Origin of the sequence: Tundrisphaera macrotermitis, assembly GCF_051175315.1 — a bacterium.
Lineage (GTDB): Bacteria > Planctomycetota > Planctomycetia > Isosphaerales > Isosphaeraceae > Tundrisphaera.
Map to the genome: position 1 here is coordinate 3,138,239 of NZ_CP195100.1, position 14,738 is coordinate 3,152,976.

The following is a 14,738-nucleotide window of genomic DNA, read 5'->3' on the forward strand; positions in this document are numbered from 1 at the left end:
CGGTTCGATGGGCGGAAATCCCCCCGATGGGCGGGGCGATCCCACCGCATCCGCCGACGCCTCCCTCGCCCGTATCGCCCTGGATTTCTGCAAGCTGGAGCAGGATCATCACATGCGGTCCTGTATCGGATATTGGCACGCGTCCTGCATCGACACCCGCCCGGCCGGTCACGTCGCCGGCCGATCCCGAGCCTTCCACCGAGAAAGCGCGATACCCATGAGCGGGCATACGACCGTCGACGAACGCGGCGAGCAGGCCTTGAAGGGAAGCATCCGGGCCGTCAACTTCGCCCCGAAGGGGGAGATCGATGGCTTGATCCTGGACGTGGCGGGCGAGACGGTGCAGGTCAACCTGCCCCCCGGACGCGAAGAGATCAGACAACGGGTCGGGCAGGAGGTCGAGGTGATCGTCGTGCCGGAGCCGAAGGTGGCGGATCATCCCAAGGGCCCGCATCGGGTCCACAAGCTGGTCGCCTTCGCCGGCGAGGATCGCGAGGCCAAGCCCCCCCATCCCCCCAAGCCGCCGCATCCCGGCCACGGAGAGAAGGTGAAGGCTTCGGGCAAGGTGTCCCGGTTCAACTTCGCCAAGCACGGCGAGGCGAACGGGGTGGTCCTGGAAGGAGGGGAGTTCCTTCACCTCAAGCCCGATGGGATGAAGCGGGCCGGATTGGAGTTGGGCCAGCACGTCGAGGCCGAAGGCGAGGCGAAGCCGTCGCCGACCGGCGTGCGGGCCATCGAGACCTCTGTCGTGAACGGGGTCGCCCTGGGGCCGAAGAAAGGACATTGATGAGGAAGTACGTGCCGGGTCGCGGGCCGGGGAACTCGGGGGGGGACCCTGGCCGCGGCCCGGCACTTACCACGATGTGCGGCGGAGGGGAGGTTCGTCGCGGCCGGGATCGCCGGTTTAATGATGCCCTGTGAGCCGTTTGCCGGTCGTCCGGAGGCGTTCTATAATCTGTCCGACAGGCCCGAGGAGTGACGGGCCGCCGACGACGGTGCCGACCACGGAAAGGGGTGCGGCGATGGGTTCTGGCCTGGGGCATACGCGGATTTCCGACCTCACCTTTCGAGTCTTCGGGCGAGCCCCGCACCCCGACTGGTTCGCCACGCGGGCCCACCGGCGGGTCGCCCAGGACGGGTGGCAGGCCGACATCCGGATCATCGAGGGCGGCCATGCGATCCTGTGGCGGGCCGGCGACGTCCGGCTGGCCGAGGTCCTGGTCGGCGCCAACTCGCCCCTGCCGGAATCGTCGGTCCTTTTCCAGGCCCCGGTCCGTCACGAGCGGGCCACGGTGCTCCGCCCCGGGTCGGGCGTCGAGTATCAGACCTGCTTCGAGGTCGAGAGCACCGACCCCGAGGTGTTCGCCCACCTCTGCGACGAGATGGTGCTGGATGCCGGCCGCGACCGGCTGTTCCACCGATCGTCGTGTGCCGATCGGATGCATCCCCCGGGCCTGAGCCACGTCATCTTCGAGACCCGGGCCCGCGGCCTCCTCGTCCATTCGTTCCACTCGTTCCCGGCCGACCGGGCGATCGTCCGCACCCAGTCCCTGTTCGAGATCCCGGCCGAGCCCCGGTGACTCAACCCGGTCCGATCTCGGCGGGCCGATCCGGGGGGAGCAGGAACCAGCTCGTCGCCGTGGTCGCGGCCCCGAGCGCGACCAGGAGCCGGAACGCGGCGGTCTCGCCCCAGGCCACGGCCCAGCCGTCGTAGCACCAGCCGCCCACGGCGGTGGACAGCGCCGCCGCCAGGTTTTCCAGGGCCATCAGCGTCGCGAAGACGCTGCCCGTGGCCTCGGGCGGGCAGGCCCGCGCGGCGAGTTCGAGCTGGATCAGGGTCGCCAGCATGTACGCGAAGCCGACCGCCGCCGCGACCACCAGCAACGACGCCGGCCCGCCCAGCCCCCAGTAGAGCAGGGTGCTGACGACCCCCAGGGGCACCGAGGCCCGCGCTAGGGCGGGGAAGGGGACTGCGACGGCGATCGGCGCGTAGGCCAGGCAGGCGGCGATCGAGGCGACGGCCATCAGCGACTGCGACCGGCCGAAGTGCGCCTCGCTGTGGCCCAGGGGGCCGGTCATGTATCGCTGGAGGATGTAGGTCGAGAACGGGTTGAAGTTCCACAGGAACAGGAAGCCGCCCACCCTCAGCAGCCCCGGCGAGCGGGCCGCCCGGGCCCAGGATCGCAGTGCCTCGGCCAGCCCGGTCTGTTGGCCCCCGACCCGGGGCTCGCGCGCGGCGAACGCGGCCAGGGCCACGATCCCGAGCGCGGCCAGGGTGCAGGCCATCAGCGCCCGATCCTCGCGATGCTCGCCGGCCCACCGACCGCCGACCAGGCCGACCACGACCCCGGCGGCGTAGGCCGACCCCCATTGCGCCGCCTGGAGCGGGCCGATGCGGCCGATGGCCCGGCCCCGGTCGATCAGGAGGGCGTCGGAGGCCACGTCGGTGCAGGCCACGGCGGCGGTGGCCAGCGCCAGGCACCCGACCAGAGCGCCGATCGAAGGGCCCGGCCGGGCCGCCAGGGCGAACAGGGCCAGGGCCGCGACCCCCCCGCCCAGGATCAGGTAGCCCTGCCTCCGCCGTCCCCAAAGAGGCACGGCATCGCTGAGCAGGCCGAGCAGCGGCTTGAAGGTCCAGGGCAGGGCGATCAGGGCGAGCACCGCCCCGTCGACGGCCGTCCCCCGTCCCTGGCGGATCAGCCACGAGCGGACCGGCTGGGCGGCGAGCCCTTCGGTCGGCTCCGCGATCGCCTGGAGGAAGGCGAGGAGGCCGAACAGCGTCCCCAGGCCGACGGCCCGGCGGGCGTCCGGGCTCAATCGAGCATCTGGAGCCAGATGTTGCGGTACTGGACCGGGTTGCCGTGGTCCTGGAGCATGATCGGCCCCGGCGTGCTGGGGTCGCCCCCCATCCCGGCGACGGTGTTGTCCAGCGGGATGGCGACATCCCGATGGATCGGCGTCCCGTTCTGCGTCACGCTGATCCGCGCCGGGGCGACCTTCTTGCCGTCGGCGAACCGGGGGGCCTGGAAGTCGATGTCGTAGCTTTGCCAGACGGTCGGGGCCTTGCAGGCGTTGGCCAGCGGCCGGGCGACCTTGTAGATCCCCCCGCAGTCGTTGTCCTGGCTGTCGAGGCCGTAGCTGTCGAGGATCTGGACCTCGTAGCGGCCCTGGAGGTAGACCCCGCTGTTGCCCCGGCCCTGCCCGGCCTTGTCCGGCATGTAGGGGACCCGAAATTCGACGTGGAGCCGGAAGTGGCCGTCGAAGGCGTCGCGGGTCCGGATGCTCTGGCCCTGGACCTGCATCACGCCGCCGGGCAGGACGGGCCATGCGGCGGGCCCCTTGCCGTCGGCCCGCATCCAGGCGTCCAGGTTCGACCCGTCGAACAGGACGACGGAACCCGGCGGCGGTGGGACGGTCGGGGCGTCCACCTTGTCCTCGGGGCGGGCGAGCTTCACCCCGGAGATGTCGCCGTAGAAGTCCGCGGCCGCGGCCATCCCGGCCAGCGCGAGGAACATCGCCCCGGCGCCGGCCCAGCCCATCGTCACGGGTCGCATCGCGGTCCGCCTCCTCGTCGATCGCGCCGCGTCGCGGCATCCCGGGAACCTCGCACGAAGATGGTGCACGGTCCTCCAGCAATCGTCAACAGATGGCTTGGATTTGTTTCGATCCGATTCGTGCTCCTCGACCGTACGAGGCGGGTGGCGACCGCTGATCCTGGCATTCCGTTCCTCACGATTGCGCGACGGAGGGGCGGCGGATGGGTCGAAGTTCGTCGATCTCGGTGTCAGCCGGGGCGGCCGTGACTGCCGATAAACCCTTGCGGGTCGACCCGGCCTGGACGCCGGGTCGTCCTCGCCGACCGGCCCCCTCCCGCCCCCGGGTCGACCGCCCCGATGCCCCCGTCTCCCAGGCCGCCGTCGTTCGAGGCCCGCATGAGGTGCGGGGCGGTGGCAAATCGGAAAAAACCGATGCCGCCCGACTCGGATCCTAAGTGGATGACGCGCCAAGGGCCCCTGCTGCCAGGGGTGCGTCGCGGGGGGGCCGGCGGCCGGGTTGGCGGGCAAATTTCGATTGGCGTCCTCGGTCCCCCCCGGTACCTTCGACGCGTCCGGGCGACTTCGGGATGCCGACCGTCCGACGCGGGCCGCCCCTGGATCTGTAGGAGCCGTGACGAGATGACGCAAACGACCCGCATCGACCGCGTCCGTGGGTGCTTGCTTGGATTGGCCATCGGAGATGCACTTGGGGGACCGCTGGAGGGTCTCGGGGCGCAACAAATCCGGGCGCATTACCAGCTGGTGACCGACTACGTCGATGGGGCCCGCGCCTGGAAGAAGAAGCCCTACCGCTGGCGGATGCCCGGCCTGTATACCGACGACACCCAGCAGGCCCTGGCCTTGTCCGACAACCTGCTGGCCCACGGCCGCGTGGATGTCAGGCGCCTGGCCGAGGTGTACTTGGACCTGGCGACTCCCGAGGCGGGGTATGCCGGGGCCCATCGCGGGGTCGGCCGAAGCTTCCGCCAGGTGCTCGCCGACCTGCGCCGCGGCGTGGAGCCGCACCTCACGGGCCAGGACTCGGCCGGCATCGGCGCGGCGATGCGGATCGCCCCGGTGGCCCTCTACTTCCCCGAGGATGACGACGCCCGCCACGAGGCGATCCTGTCCGCCAGCCTCATGACCCACCGCGACGTCCGCAGCCTGGCCGGCGCCATGGCCGTGGCCCACGGCGTCCGCCGCCTGGCCTCCGGGGAGTCGCGCGACCCCAGCTTCCTGTTCCGCGTCGCCGCCGACACGGCCCGATCCGAGGCGAGGATCGCCGCAGACGCTTCCCTGCCCGTGGCCTCGATCGCCGGCCATGGCCGGGCCATGTCGCAGGCGATCGCCCACGCCGAGTCCCTGCTGGACATCCCCCGCGAGCGGGCCCTGGCCGCGCTGGCCGAGGAGGCCAACCGCCACGGGGCGGAACCGGCCTGCCGCCGCGCCACGATGGGCTTCCCCCCCGCCTGCATCCCGGCCTGCTTCTATCTCCTGCTCACCACCGAGAGCTTCGAGGAGGCCGTGACCGAGGTCATCAACCTCGGCGGCGATGCCGACTCCACCGGCGCGATCCTGGGCGCCCTGGCCGGGGCCCACTACGGCATCGAGGCGATCCCCGCCCGCTGGCTGGCCGGCCTCCAGAACCGGGAAGGGATCGAGGTCCGCGCCGAGGCCTTGGCCCGCCGGTCCGCCGAGGGGCTGGAGATCCCCGACCTCGTGGCCACCGAGAAGGCCCTGAGCGCCCAGGAAGTCGCCTGCCGCCAGTCGCTCATGACCCAGTCGGCCAACGGGGGCGACCTCGGCGCCAACCGGCGCCTTTGAGCCGATCCCGGATCCCCGCGACACGGGCAGGACCCGCCGATGCGCGGCAGGTCTTGCCCTGGACGCGAGTTTCGCTAGGATTGGATCTCAGCGGATCGGCGTGGGCCGGTCCGGTCCCGGGGGGCGATCGCGTGCAGGCGCAACCGACCTACGATCGGATCAAGCGGCAACTCGGCGAGGCCGAGGGCTACCTGATGCTCAACCTGCCCCTGCGCGCCCTGGAGATCCTGGAGAGCCGGCCGGACTGGGCGACCATGCAGTTCGAGGCCAACTCCCTGATGGGGGAGGCGCTCCGGACCCTGGGCCGGTATCGCGAGGCGCTCCGCCCCCTGGAGACGGCCGCCTCGCTCCGCCCCGGCGATGTGGTGGTCGCGATCGCCCTGGGCTGGTGCTACAAGCGGACCCATCGGCTGGCCCAGGCCATCGACTCCCTGAGCCGGGCCCTCCGGCACAACCCCGAGCACGCGCTCTTGCACTACAACCTGTCGTGCTACTGGAGCCTGGCCAACAACCCGGCCAAGTGCCTCGACGAACTCGCCGCCGCGCTCGATCTCGACCCGGACCTCCGGGCGCTGATCGCCGACGAGGGGGATTTCGACGCCCTCCGCGGCAACCCCGAGTTCGACCGCCTCGCCGTCGGCCCGGCCCCGCTGGCCTGATCGGTTCGGATGTCCCGCGCGAGCCGACCTCGGCGTCATTCGTCGCCATCTGCCGTCAGGATCGCCCACTTCGGCGGACGGGCACTACATCGTCGATCATCTACGATGGAATGATCTGGGTTCGCCCTTCCCAGGCCCCATGCTCGGCGGTCGGCCTGAATCTCAACGTGGTGAACTCGAAGTGAAAATCCTTGCGCTGGCGCTCGACCATGGCCGCGGCATGGCGCTCGGGTCGCGGCACGAGGCTTCGCCCGCGGACCATGTCGACCATCTCCTGTTGGGACCTCCACACGGTGAAGGTGGAGACCGTGCGAGGCGGCCGATTCGCCGCCAACGCCAGGGTCGTGCCCGGGTGGTCTCGGACGAGTTGCTCGACCGGCTTTCCCCATCGGATGAAACGCGGCACTTGCAGAAGATTCAACCGGGCGAGCGTGACCGCGACCACCGGCGCCGCGGGGTCTTGCCCTCCGTCACTCGCTTCGAAGCCATCGAATTCGGTGAAATGACCCCAGCGTCGCAGTAGCGCCATCCGCACATGCCACCCGGTGGCCAGCACGCGGCCCAGCGAATGATTGGCAAGAAAATCATCGATCGCTGAGTGGCTGTCCCAGGCGGCGAACATCACCAGATGGCGGAGCTGCAACCGGGCCGGGGAGAGGATCGGGGCGCCGAGCGTCATCCTTGTCATGCATTCGGCGTGGTTGAGGCCGGGTACCTTCCGACCCGTCGGCGGGCGACAGAGCGACATCGCCGTGGTACCGAGCTCGGTCTTTGCCAGGTGGAAGGTAAACACCGTCATCGGATTCTCCCCTCTCGAACGACACAGCACGGCCACGCGGACTGCGATGGATCCTATCACAACATCATCCGGTGGGGCCGTTCACCGGTTCCTCGATCCGATCCATGTCGCTCGTCCCTCAGCCTCCTGCGGGCGTCGTTCGGAGAACCCCAGGGCGATACAGCCTCCCGAACCGTTGGGCGCCCGGATAACCGCTAAAATCGAAACAGTCTCACGCGATCAGGCTCGCGGTCCGATAAAGGTCGTGCCCATCCATCGAATCGGGGACAACTTATCCCTTGCCTCGCTCTCCGCGGCGGGATGCCGCCGGCATGACCGCGGGATCGACGCCGGGGTGGTCATGGACGGGCCGGGCCTTAGCCAGGAAAGGTTCACTTGGTCAAGGTCGAAACGCCACGATCGGGGCGACGGTCTCGATGGCCGAGGATCCTCCTGCGATGGGTGCCTTCGCTCGTGCTGGCCCTGGGCCTTGGTGCGGACGGGGGCGAGCCCACGCCCGCCGCCCCTCCTGCGGCTCCGGCCGCCACGCCGGCCGCACTCCCCTCGGACATCGACGAGCGGTTTCGGCGTCTGGAGAGCCTGGTTGGCAAGCAGTCGGAGCAGATCCAGAGGCTGACCGAGGAGAACCGGAGGCTGGCCGATCGGCTGGGCGCCGTGCGGGTCGCCCCCCCCGACGACCGGGTGGCGCCCACGCAGGCGGAATCCCCGCCCACCCCGGACCAGCCCAGCCCGAGCCTTCCCGGCGATGTCCAGGATCCCGCCCCCATGGACGCGGATTCGCCCCCTGCGGACGCGGCCCCGGCACCGGAGGCCATCCCGGTCGACGGCCCGGCGATCCGGGGGGACGACGACATCCCGTCGGACTTCTCGGATCTCCAGGATGGCGGCAACGATGCCATCCCCCAGGCCAGCTCGCTCGGGACGGGCCGCCGGTACATCACCGGCCGCTATGACCAGGGCTTCGTGCTGGTCGCCCCCGTCGACGAACAGAAGACGCCCTTCTCCCTCAAGCTCAACATCACGACCCAGGTCCGCTACACGGGCTTCAGCCGATCGGTGCAGAACTGGACGGACAGCACCGGGCAGGTGCTCCCCGTCCTCCAGCGGAACAACATCGAGATGAACCGCAACTGGTTCTCGTTCACCGGCTTCGCCTTCTCCCCGAAGTTGAAGTACAACGCCACGGTCTTCAGCACCTCGACGACCAATCAGACGATCTTCCAGGGATTCGTAGGCTACGATTTCGCCAAGGCGCTGCGGATCGCGGGCGGATACTACAAGATCCCCGGCACCCGCGAGTGGACCGAATCGGCCCGCTACCCGCTGGGCATCGATCGGTCGATGGCCAACACCTTCTTCCGGCCCTCGCTCAGCGGGGGCATCTGGGCCAACGGCGAGCCCCTGCAAGGCGTCTTCTACTACGCGGGGGTCTACAACAATTTCAACGCGGCCCGCCTCGGCGCCGACCGATCCAACAACAACATGGCCTACGCCGCGAACGTCTGGTGGGAGCCGCTCGGCGAGTTCGGCCCCGGCTACTCGGACGAGGAGTATCACGAGAACCTCGTGCTCCGCACCGGGTCGAGCCTGACCTACCAGCGCAGCCGCCGCGAGCCCGACCCCGCCACCGGCGGGACGAACCCCGAGGACACGATCCTCCGCCTGTCCGACGGCACCCCGATCTACCAGGCCGGGGCGTTGGCCAGGGGGGTGACGGTGACCGGGGCGAACATCGCCCTGTTCTCCTACGACCTGTCCCTGAAATATCGCGGCTTCAGCCTCGGCGGCGAATACTACGGCCGGTGGATCAATGGGCTCGACTCGCGCGGCGGGGCGATCCCCCAGCCGAGGCTGAACCTGTTCGACTCGGGCGGGCTCGCCCAGGTGTCCTATGCGTTGATCCCGAAGCGTTTCGAAGTCTACGCGAGGGGGTCCGCGGTCTTCGGCGAATTCGGCGACGGCAGCGAATATGGCGGGGGGGTGAACTGGTACATCTACTCCACCCGCAACGTCCGGGGCACCTTCGAGGTCAAGCGGATCAACCACTCTCCGGCCAACAACGCCCTCTACGGCTACTTCGCCGGCGAGAGCGGGACGATGTACCAGGTCCAGATCCTCACGGATTTCTAAAGGCCGCATCATCCCCCGGCGTTGGGGATGCCGTAGCGGTTGCGGAGGTCGACGATCAGGTCGTCCATGTCCTGGGGCAGGGGGGCCTCGACCCGGACCTCCTGCCCGGTGATCGGGTGGACGAAGCCCAGGGCCTGGGTGCGGAATCAGGGCGAGGCTCGGTCGACCTTGATGAGCATCGATCGGAGGGAGGCGGCCCTGGCCAATGCCGCGTCGACCCGGGCCGCCAGTGCCGCGAAGTCCGCATGATGACTGCAGAGGACGAGTCCGCTGTGGGGGTGGCCGGCGTTGTGGAGATTGCGGAAATGTTTGCGATTGTGCGTGAGCACCGCCCGGCCGAGCGAGTGCGCATAGGCCAGGACCTCCTCATCGGAGATCCCTCGCCCCGCCCGACCGGCCTCGTTCGCCGTCAAGACGTCATGTCCGAGCCGTCGCAGGGCCTCGCAGGCCGGGAGCGGGAAGTCCTCGTCGGCGTAGAGGTGGGCCAAGCGCTAGGCCCCCTCGTTCTCGGCGATCTGCCGCTCGACCTCGTCGCGATTCGCGGCCACATAGGCCCAGGCATTGACCAGGTCGGCGGCCCTCAGCCCGGGATAGGCGGCGAGGATCTGCGATTCGGACAGGCCGAGGCGGCGGTAATGCTCCAGGGTCCAGACCGGGATCCGGGTGTTCGCGATCCGGGGATCGCCGCCGCAGATGCCCGGCTCCGACTCGATGCCCGAGCCGAGCCCGGCCAGAAGCTGTTCGACGGTCGTGGCCATGAGCTTGCCCCTCCTGCCATCGATCGTACCTGCCGGGGCGGAAGGCTGCAACGAAAGGGGCCTCGCCATCGATTCGGCAACGTTCATCCCCCGGCGTTGGGGATGCCGTAGCGGTTGCGGAGGTCGACGATCAGGTCGTCCATGTCCTGGGGCAGGGGGGCCTCGACCCGGACCTCCTGCCCGGTGATCGGGTGGACGAAGCCCAGGGTCTGGGCGTGCAGGGCCTGGCGGTGGAACTTGGCCTTGCACGAGGGCTGTTCGCGGGGCCGGTAGACCGGCTCGCCCACGACGGGGTGGCCCATCTCGGCCAGGTGGATGCGAATCTGGTGGGTGCGGCCGGTCTCCAGCCAGCAGGCGACCAGGGTGGCGACCGGGCCGAAGCGTTCCACGACCCGGAAGTGGGTCACGGCGTGCTTCCCCTCGCCGGGCACGCGGGCCACGCCCCGGCGGAGGTCGCCACGGTCGACCACGAGGGCCTTGTCGATCGTCCCGGTCTCGCGGCGGACCGTGCCCTCGACCACCGCGAGGTACTGCCGCTCGATGTTGTGGTCGCGGAACAGGTCCTGGAAGGCCCGCGTGGCCTGGGGCGTGCGGGCCAGGGCCAGGGCGCCGGAGGTGTCCTTGTCGAGCCGGTGGACGACGCCGATGTAGGTCCGGCCCGCCCCGTGGCGGTAGGTCAGGTAGCGCTGGGCCCGGGTGACCAGGGTGTCCTTCTCCTGCTCGGGCGTGGGCTGGCTGAGCAGGCCGGCCGGCTTGACCACGATCAGGACGTGGGGATCCTCGTGGAGGATCTGGAGCCGCCCGGCCACCTTGCGGAGCCGGGGCCGGTTCGGGAAGTACCCCAGCGGGGCGTCGGGCTCGACCTCGCGGCCGGGCTCGTCGCAACGCTCGCCGTCGAGGTCGATCCGGCCGTTGCGGACCGCCTCCTGGGCGGCCCGGCGGGAGAGTTGGAAGCGTTCGGAGACGAGTTTATCGAGGCGGATCGGCACGGCGGGCGATGTCCCAACGGTTCCGGTGGCTGACTGGGCGGCCTTCCAGTCCATGAGGGCCGCCCGCCTCGCGATCTTCGGTCGCCCGGAGGGGGGACGGCCGGGGACCGCGAGCAGTCTCGTCCATCGTAGATGAGGCCACCCGGCGGGGCCATCCTTGACGGCTCCATTCTTAGCGTGCCGCGCCCCCCAGGCATAGGCCCCACCGCCGGGAGGGGCCGGTTTGGGCCGGGGACTGTCCCCCGGGGGCCCCGATGGACTATCTTGTAAGGCAGACTGGACGCCTGCCGCCGCCGACCGGGGATCGATGGGAATGGGAACGCTCGCCGAGGATCTGGAAGCAATCAAGGGACTGGCCGCCGAGGCCGCCGCGCTGGCCCGGTCGCGGTCGGATCAGGTGACGCCCGAGGAGAAGGCCAATGAGAGCTACGTCACCGACCTCGACAAGGCCCTGGAGCGGCTGATCCGCGAGCGTCTGGGGACGATGTTCCCCGACGACCGGCTGACCGGCGAGGAATACGCCGCCTCGGGCGGCACCGGGCCGCGCCGGTGGTCGATCGACCCGATCGACGGCACCGGCAACCTGGTCCACGGCCTGCCCCTGTGGGCCGTCTCGATCGGCCTGATCGACGACGGCGAGCCGGTGCTGGGCGTGATCGCCATCCCCCCGCTCAACGAGCTGTTCTGGGCCATCAAGGGGGGGGGGGCCTGGAAGGACGGGGTCCGGCTCCGGATCCAGGACGCGGACACCTTCCACTCCCAGGACAACCTCTGCGTCGGCACCAATGCCCTTCGGACGGTCGACCCCCGGACCCTGCCCGGGCGGCTCCGCGACCTCGGCAGCGCCTGCTGCGAGCAGACGTTCGTGGCCTGCGGCCGGCTGGCCGCCTGCACCTTCCTGGGCGAGCAAGCCCACGACGTCGCCGCCGGCGCGGTGATCGTCTCCGAGGCCGGCGGGCGGTTCGCCACGATCGACGGCGAGCACCTGACCCCGGCGCAGTTCGTCGCCCGGACCCCGGTGGCGCGGCCCACCTTCATCGCCCCGCCGAAGCGACTGGAGATCCTGCTGGCTTCGGCCCGCGAATTCTGACCGTCGCCCCGAGGCGGATGGAGGCGTTCCCCGCATGCGTCGCGTCGTCGCTTCGTTGCCCGAGACCATGACGGAGCTTTGCCTGGTCCGGCTCGGGCTCCGGGTCCGCCGGCTCCGCGCCCTGCCGTTCGCCCTGCGGATCGGCCGGGCCATCGAGCGGTCGGCGAAGGAGGCGATGGCCGGCGACGCGGGGCTGCTGAGTTCGGAACGATTCCTGCTCGGCAGGGATCATCTCGGGGTCCTACAATACTGGAAGGACTTCGAGTCCCTGGACGCCTGGTCGCACCGGCCCCCCCACTCGGACTGGTGGCGTGAGGCCTTGGGCCGGATGCGTACCAAGGGGGATTTCGGGATCTACCATGAAACGTATCTCGTGCCGAGGTCGGGGATCGAGGCGATCGCGCTCGACTGCCCGCCGACCGGGCTGTTCGCGTTCGGGGCGACCGGCGAGGCCGTCGGGCCGATGACCACGAGCCGGGATCGATTGGGGCGACGCTGAGGCGAGGGGACCGCGATGGGACAATGGGGCGTGCGGAGCTACGAGAACGACGACGCGGCCGAGGCGCTCGACGCCGGCTTCGACCGGGTGCATGGGGCCGTCTATGAAGACCTGATGGACGACCGCAACCCGCTCACGCCCGACCAGATCGAGAAGCAACTGGCCAACCCCGCCACCCTGGAGGCGGCGGTCGCGGCCTGCCGCGAGGCGGTGGACAAGCCCTGGGACGAGTGGGACGAGACCGAGCGGCTGGGGTTCGTCGGCGTGGTGGTCCGCCATGCCGAACTCGGCGTTCCGGTCCCCGACGAGTGGCGCGACCGCGCGGCCGGCTGGCTCCGGGACGAGGACATCGACTGGGAGGAGGCCACCGCCCGCCGGCTCCGGCGCGAACGCGAGATCCGCATCCTGGTCGGGGAGGCCGGCTGATGATCCGTCGCGGCGTCGTCCTGGCGGGCCTGATTTCGGCGTTGATGATGCCGGCCCCCGGCCCGGCCGACGAGCCCCGGCCCGGGGACGACGCCACCTTTCGCCCGACGGTCATGATCCGCAACGGATCGTCGCTCGGGACCGGCACCGTGATCGCCTCGTCCGCGGGCGAGACGCTGGTGCTGACCGCGGCCCACGTCGTCGCGTCCGAAACGAACCCAACGCGGGTCGCCCTCCACCGGTTCAACATCGGCGTCGAGCAGACGGCGAAGGAATCGGCCTTCCCCAAGCAGTTCGCCGCGACCGTGGCGGCGCGGGACCCCGATGCGGACGTGGCCATCCTCCGCGTCCCGGGCCTGCCCGCGTTGCCGTACCGGGCGCGGATCGAGCCGGGGAGCAACCCGCCCGAGCCGGGCATCGTCGTCAATTCCCTGGGCTACGACCGGGGCGAACGCCTGCTCGGCTGGACGACCCGGTTCCGCCGGACCGCGCGGCTCCGGATCGCCGACGAGCGGGTCGACCGGATGTTCTACCTGACCGACGACCCGCCCGTGGAAGGGCGGTCCGGGGGCGGCCTCTATCGCGAGGACGGGACGCTGATCGGCGTGTGCGTGGGCCGGATCACCTGGGACACGAACAAGACGCTCGGCCTGTTCAGCCCGATTCGCAACGTCCACCGACTGCTCGCCGAGCACAAGGACCTGGCCGGGTCGGTGGCCCGGTCCCAGGGGGAGTTGCAGGCCGTGGCCCGCTAGCCCGGCCGGCGCGAACAACCGGGGCCCGGATTTCGTTGTCTATCCAGGAGCGGTGGTCCACAATAGGGATGTGGGGGTGCGCGGTTCGCCCGCCGTCCCCGGCCGACTCAACCGCCTGGCCTCGCTGGAGAATCGACCGTGCAGACGAGCAATCCCGCGTTTTCCGACAATATCCTGTCCCACTTCGACCAGTCGCGGTCGTGGGGGACGAGCACGACGCTGACCGCCCAGGGCACCGCCCTGAAGGGATTGGTGCTGCTGGCCCTGGTGATGCTGACGGCCGCGTGGTCGTGGGACCAGACCGCGGCGGGCACCATGCCCCAAGGCCTCATGGTGGGGTCGATGATCGGCGGGTTCGTGCTGGCCCTGATCACGACCTTCAAGCCGACCGCCGCCCCCTGGACGGCGCCGATCTATGCCGCCGTGCAGGGCGTGTTCCTCGGGTCGTTGTCGCGGGTCATCGAGAACCAGGGCTATCCCGGCATCGCCTTCCAGGCGGTGGCGCTGACCGGCGGCGTCAGCTTCGTCATGCTATTCACCTACGTGACCGGGCTGATCAAGGTCACGGGGCAACTCGTCGCGGCCGTCACGGCGGCCACCGGCGCAATCGCCCTGGTCTACCTGGCGTCGTGGATCGCGGGGATGTTCGGCTACCCGTTCACCCTGATCCAGGGCTCGGGCGGGTTTAGCATCGCCTTCAGCGTCTTCGTGGTCGGGCTGGCCGCGTTCAACCTGCTGCTCGACTTCGACCAGATCGACCGCTGGTCGCGCTCCGGCGCCCCGAAGTCGATGGAGTGGTACTGCGCCTTCGGCCTGATGGTCACCCTGATCTGGCTGTACCTGGAGATCGTCCGCCTGCTCATGAAGCTCCAGAGCCGCCGCGACTAATCCCGATCCACCCCGGCCCGGCCGCGACGCCCGATCGCGGCCGGGCCGTCTCGTCAGGCCTGCTTCGTGCCGCCGCGCGTCCCGGCGTAGAAGCCGTATCTGCCCTGGATCACCTCGTTCCCCGGCTTGGGCTTGTTGTACACCCAGCCGACGTCCCGGACGGTCCGGCCCTCCAACGGATCGACGAAATCGATCCACTGGCAGACGCCCTTGTGCGGGCAGGTGTAGGTCCGGTCGGTGACGCGGAGGGAGCCTTCCTCCACGACGGACGTGTCGAAGTACAGGTTCCCCTCGAAGGGGACGACCAGCTCGGAGCCCTCCGGCGCGCTCGCCAGGAGTTTGCCCGACTGCTTCTCGCGAATCGTGATGTTCATGATGCGTGCGT

17 protein-coding genes are annotated in these 14,738 nt (G+C 70.2%); 10 read left to right on the forward strand and 7 right to left on the reverse strand.

Annotated features, from left to right (window positions below):
* The first annotated feature begins 217 nt into the window (after nucleotides 1-217).
* Nucleotides 218-787, forward strand: a complete 570-nt coding sequence (locus TA3x_RS12620) for a hypothetical protein (RefSeq protein WP_435021722.1) — start codon at nucleotides 218-220, stop codon at nucleotides 785-787.
* A gap of 235 nt (nucleotides 788-1,022) precedes the next feature.
* On the forward strand, nucleotides 1,023-1,580 hold the full coding sequence (locus TA3x_RS12625) for a DUF2617 family protein (protein WP_435021724.1): 558 nt from the start codon (nucleotides 1,023-1,025) through the stop codon (nucleotides 1,578-1,580).
* 1 nt (nucleotide 1,581) lies between these two features.
* On the opposite strand, the gene TA3x_RS12630 is transcribed toward TA3x_RS12625, so the two are convergent.
* A complete protein-coding gene (locus TA3x_RS12630) occupies nucleotides 1,582-2,817 on the reverse strand; it encodes a hypothetical protein (RefSeq protein WP_435021726.1) in 1,236 nt (411 codons plus the stop codon).
* Nucleotides 2,814-3,554: a 3-keto-disaccharide hydrolase gene (locus TA3x_RS12635; protein ID WP_435021728.1), complete on the reverse strand. Its 741-nt coding sequence runs from the start codon at nucleotides 3,552-3,554 to the stop codon at nucleotides 2,814-2,816. The genes TA3x_RS12630 and TA3x_RS12635 overlap by 4 nt, the downstream gene beginning before the upstream one ends.
* Nucleotides 3,555-4,175: 621 nt before the next feature.
* Here TA3x_RS12635 and TA3x_RS12640 point away from each other — a divergent pair.
* Together TA3x_RS12640 and TA3x_RS12645 are read left to right on the forward strand one after the other, a co-directional pair.
* Nucleotides 4,176-5,360, forward strand: coding sequence for an ADP-ribosylglycohydrolase family protein (locus tag TA3x_RS12640; protein ID WP_435021730.1), 1,185 nt, complete (start codon nucleotides 4,176-4,178; stop codon nucleotides 5,358-5,360).
* A gap of 131 nt (nucleotides 5,361-5,491) precedes the next feature.
* A complete protein-coding gene (locus tag TA3x_RS12645; RefSeq protein ID WP_435021732.1) occupies nucleotides 5,492-6,019 on the forward strand; it encodes a TPR end-of-group domain-containing protein in 528 nt (175 codons plus the stop codon).
* A 100-nt stretch (nucleotides 6,020-6,119) separates the two neighbouring features.
* On the opposite strand, the gene TA3x_RS12650 is transcribed toward TA3x_RS12645, so the two are convergent.
* Nucleotides 6,120-6,818 carry a hypothetical protein gene (locus tag TA3x_RS12650; protein WP_435021734.1) on the reverse strand — a complete coding sequence of 233 codons (699 nt, stop codon included), beginning with the start codon at nucleotides 6,816-6,818 and terminating at the stop codon, nucleotides 6,120-6,122.
* Nucleotides 6,819-7,259: 441 nt separating this feature from the next.
* On the opposite strand from TA3x_RS12650, the gene TA3x_RS12655 reads away from it, so the two are divergent.
* A complete protein-coding gene (locus tag TA3x_RS12655; protein WP_435021736.1) occupies nucleotides 7,260-8,948 on the forward strand; it encodes a hypothetical protein in 1,689 nt (562 codons plus the stop codon).
* 146 nt (nucleotides 8,949-9,094) lie between these two features.
* On the opposite strand, the gene TA3x_RS12660 is transcribed toward TA3x_RS12655, so the two are convergent.
* The 3 genes from TA3x_RS12660 to TA3x_RS12670 form a co-directional block, all read right to left on the reverse strand.
* Nucleotides 9,095-9,436 (reverse strand): DUF5615 family PIN-like protein, encoded by a 342-nt coding sequence (locus TA3x_RS12660; protein WP_435021738.1) that lies wholly within the window; start codon nucleotides 9,434-9,436, stop codon nucleotides 9,095-9,097.
* Between the two features lie 3 nt (nucleotides 9,437-9,439).
* Nucleotides 9,440-9,706 carry a DUF433 domain-containing protein gene (locus TA3x_RS12665; protein WP_435021740.1) on the reverse strand — a complete coding sequence of 89 codons (267 nt, stop codon included), beginning with the start codon at nucleotides 9,704-9,706 and terminating at the stop codon, nucleotides 9,440-9,442.
* A gap of 83 nt (nucleotides 9,707-9,789) precedes the next feature.
* A complete protein-coding gene (locus TA3x_RS12670) occupies nucleotides 9,790-10,695 on the reverse strand; it encodes an RluA family pseudouridine synthase (RefSeq protein ID WP_435021742.1) in 906 nt (301 codons plus the stop codon).
* A gap of 313 nt (nucleotides 10,696-11,008) precedes the next feature.
* Between TA3x_RS12670 and TA3x_RS12675 the strand changes: the two genes are divergently transcribed.
* From TA3x_RS12675 to TA3x_RS12695, 5 genes are all read left to right on the forward strand, one after another.
* The gene (locus TA3x_RS12675) at nucleotides 11,009-11,785 is read left to right on the forward strand and encodes an inositol monophosphatase family protein (RefSeq protein ID WP_435021744.1); all 777 of its coding nucleotides are present in this window, start codon (nucleotides 11,009-11,011) and stop codon (nucleotides 11,783-11,785) included.
* 34 nt (nucleotides 11,786-11,819) lie between these two features.
* Nucleotides 11,820-12,284 (forward strand): monooxygenase family protein, encoded by a 465-nt coding sequence (locus tag TA3x_RS12680; protein ID WP_435021746.1) that lies wholly within the window; start codon nucleotides 11,820-11,822, stop codon nucleotides 12,282-12,284.
* A 15-nt stretch (nucleotides 12,285-12,299) separates the two neighbouring features.
* Nucleotides 12,300-12,710, forward strand: a complete 411-nt coding sequence (locus TA3x_RS12685) for a hypothetical protein (RefSeq protein ID WP_435021747.1) — start codon at nucleotides 12,300-12,302, stop codon at nucleotides 12,708-12,710.
* Nucleotides 12,710-13,465: a S1 family peptidase gene (locus TA3x_RS12690; protein WP_435021749.1), complete on the forward strand. Its 756-nt coding sequence runs from the start codon at nucleotides 12,710-12,712 to the stop codon at nucleotides 13,463-13,465. Before TA3x_RS12685 ends, TA3x_RS12690 begins: the two co-directional genes overlap by 1 nt.
* Nucleotides 13,466-13,603: 138 nt before the next feature.
* Complete coding sequence (locus TA3x_RS12695; RefSeq protein ID WP_435021750.1) at nucleotides 13,604-14,353, forward strand: Bax inhibitor-1/YccA family protein; 750 nt, start codon at nucleotides 13,604-13,606, stop codon at nucleotides 14,351-14,353.
* 53 nt (nucleotides 14,354-14,406) lie between these two features.
* Here TA3x_RS12695 and TA3x_RS12700 read toward each other — a convergent pair whose 3' ends face one another.
* Nucleotides 14,407-14,727: a DUF427 domain-containing protein gene (locus TA3x_RS12700; RefSeq protein WP_435021752.1), complete on the reverse strand. Its 321-nt coding sequence runs from the start codon at nucleotides 14,725-14,727 to the stop codon at nucleotides 14,407-14,409.
* Nucleotides 14,728-14,738: the final 11 nt, after the last annotated feature.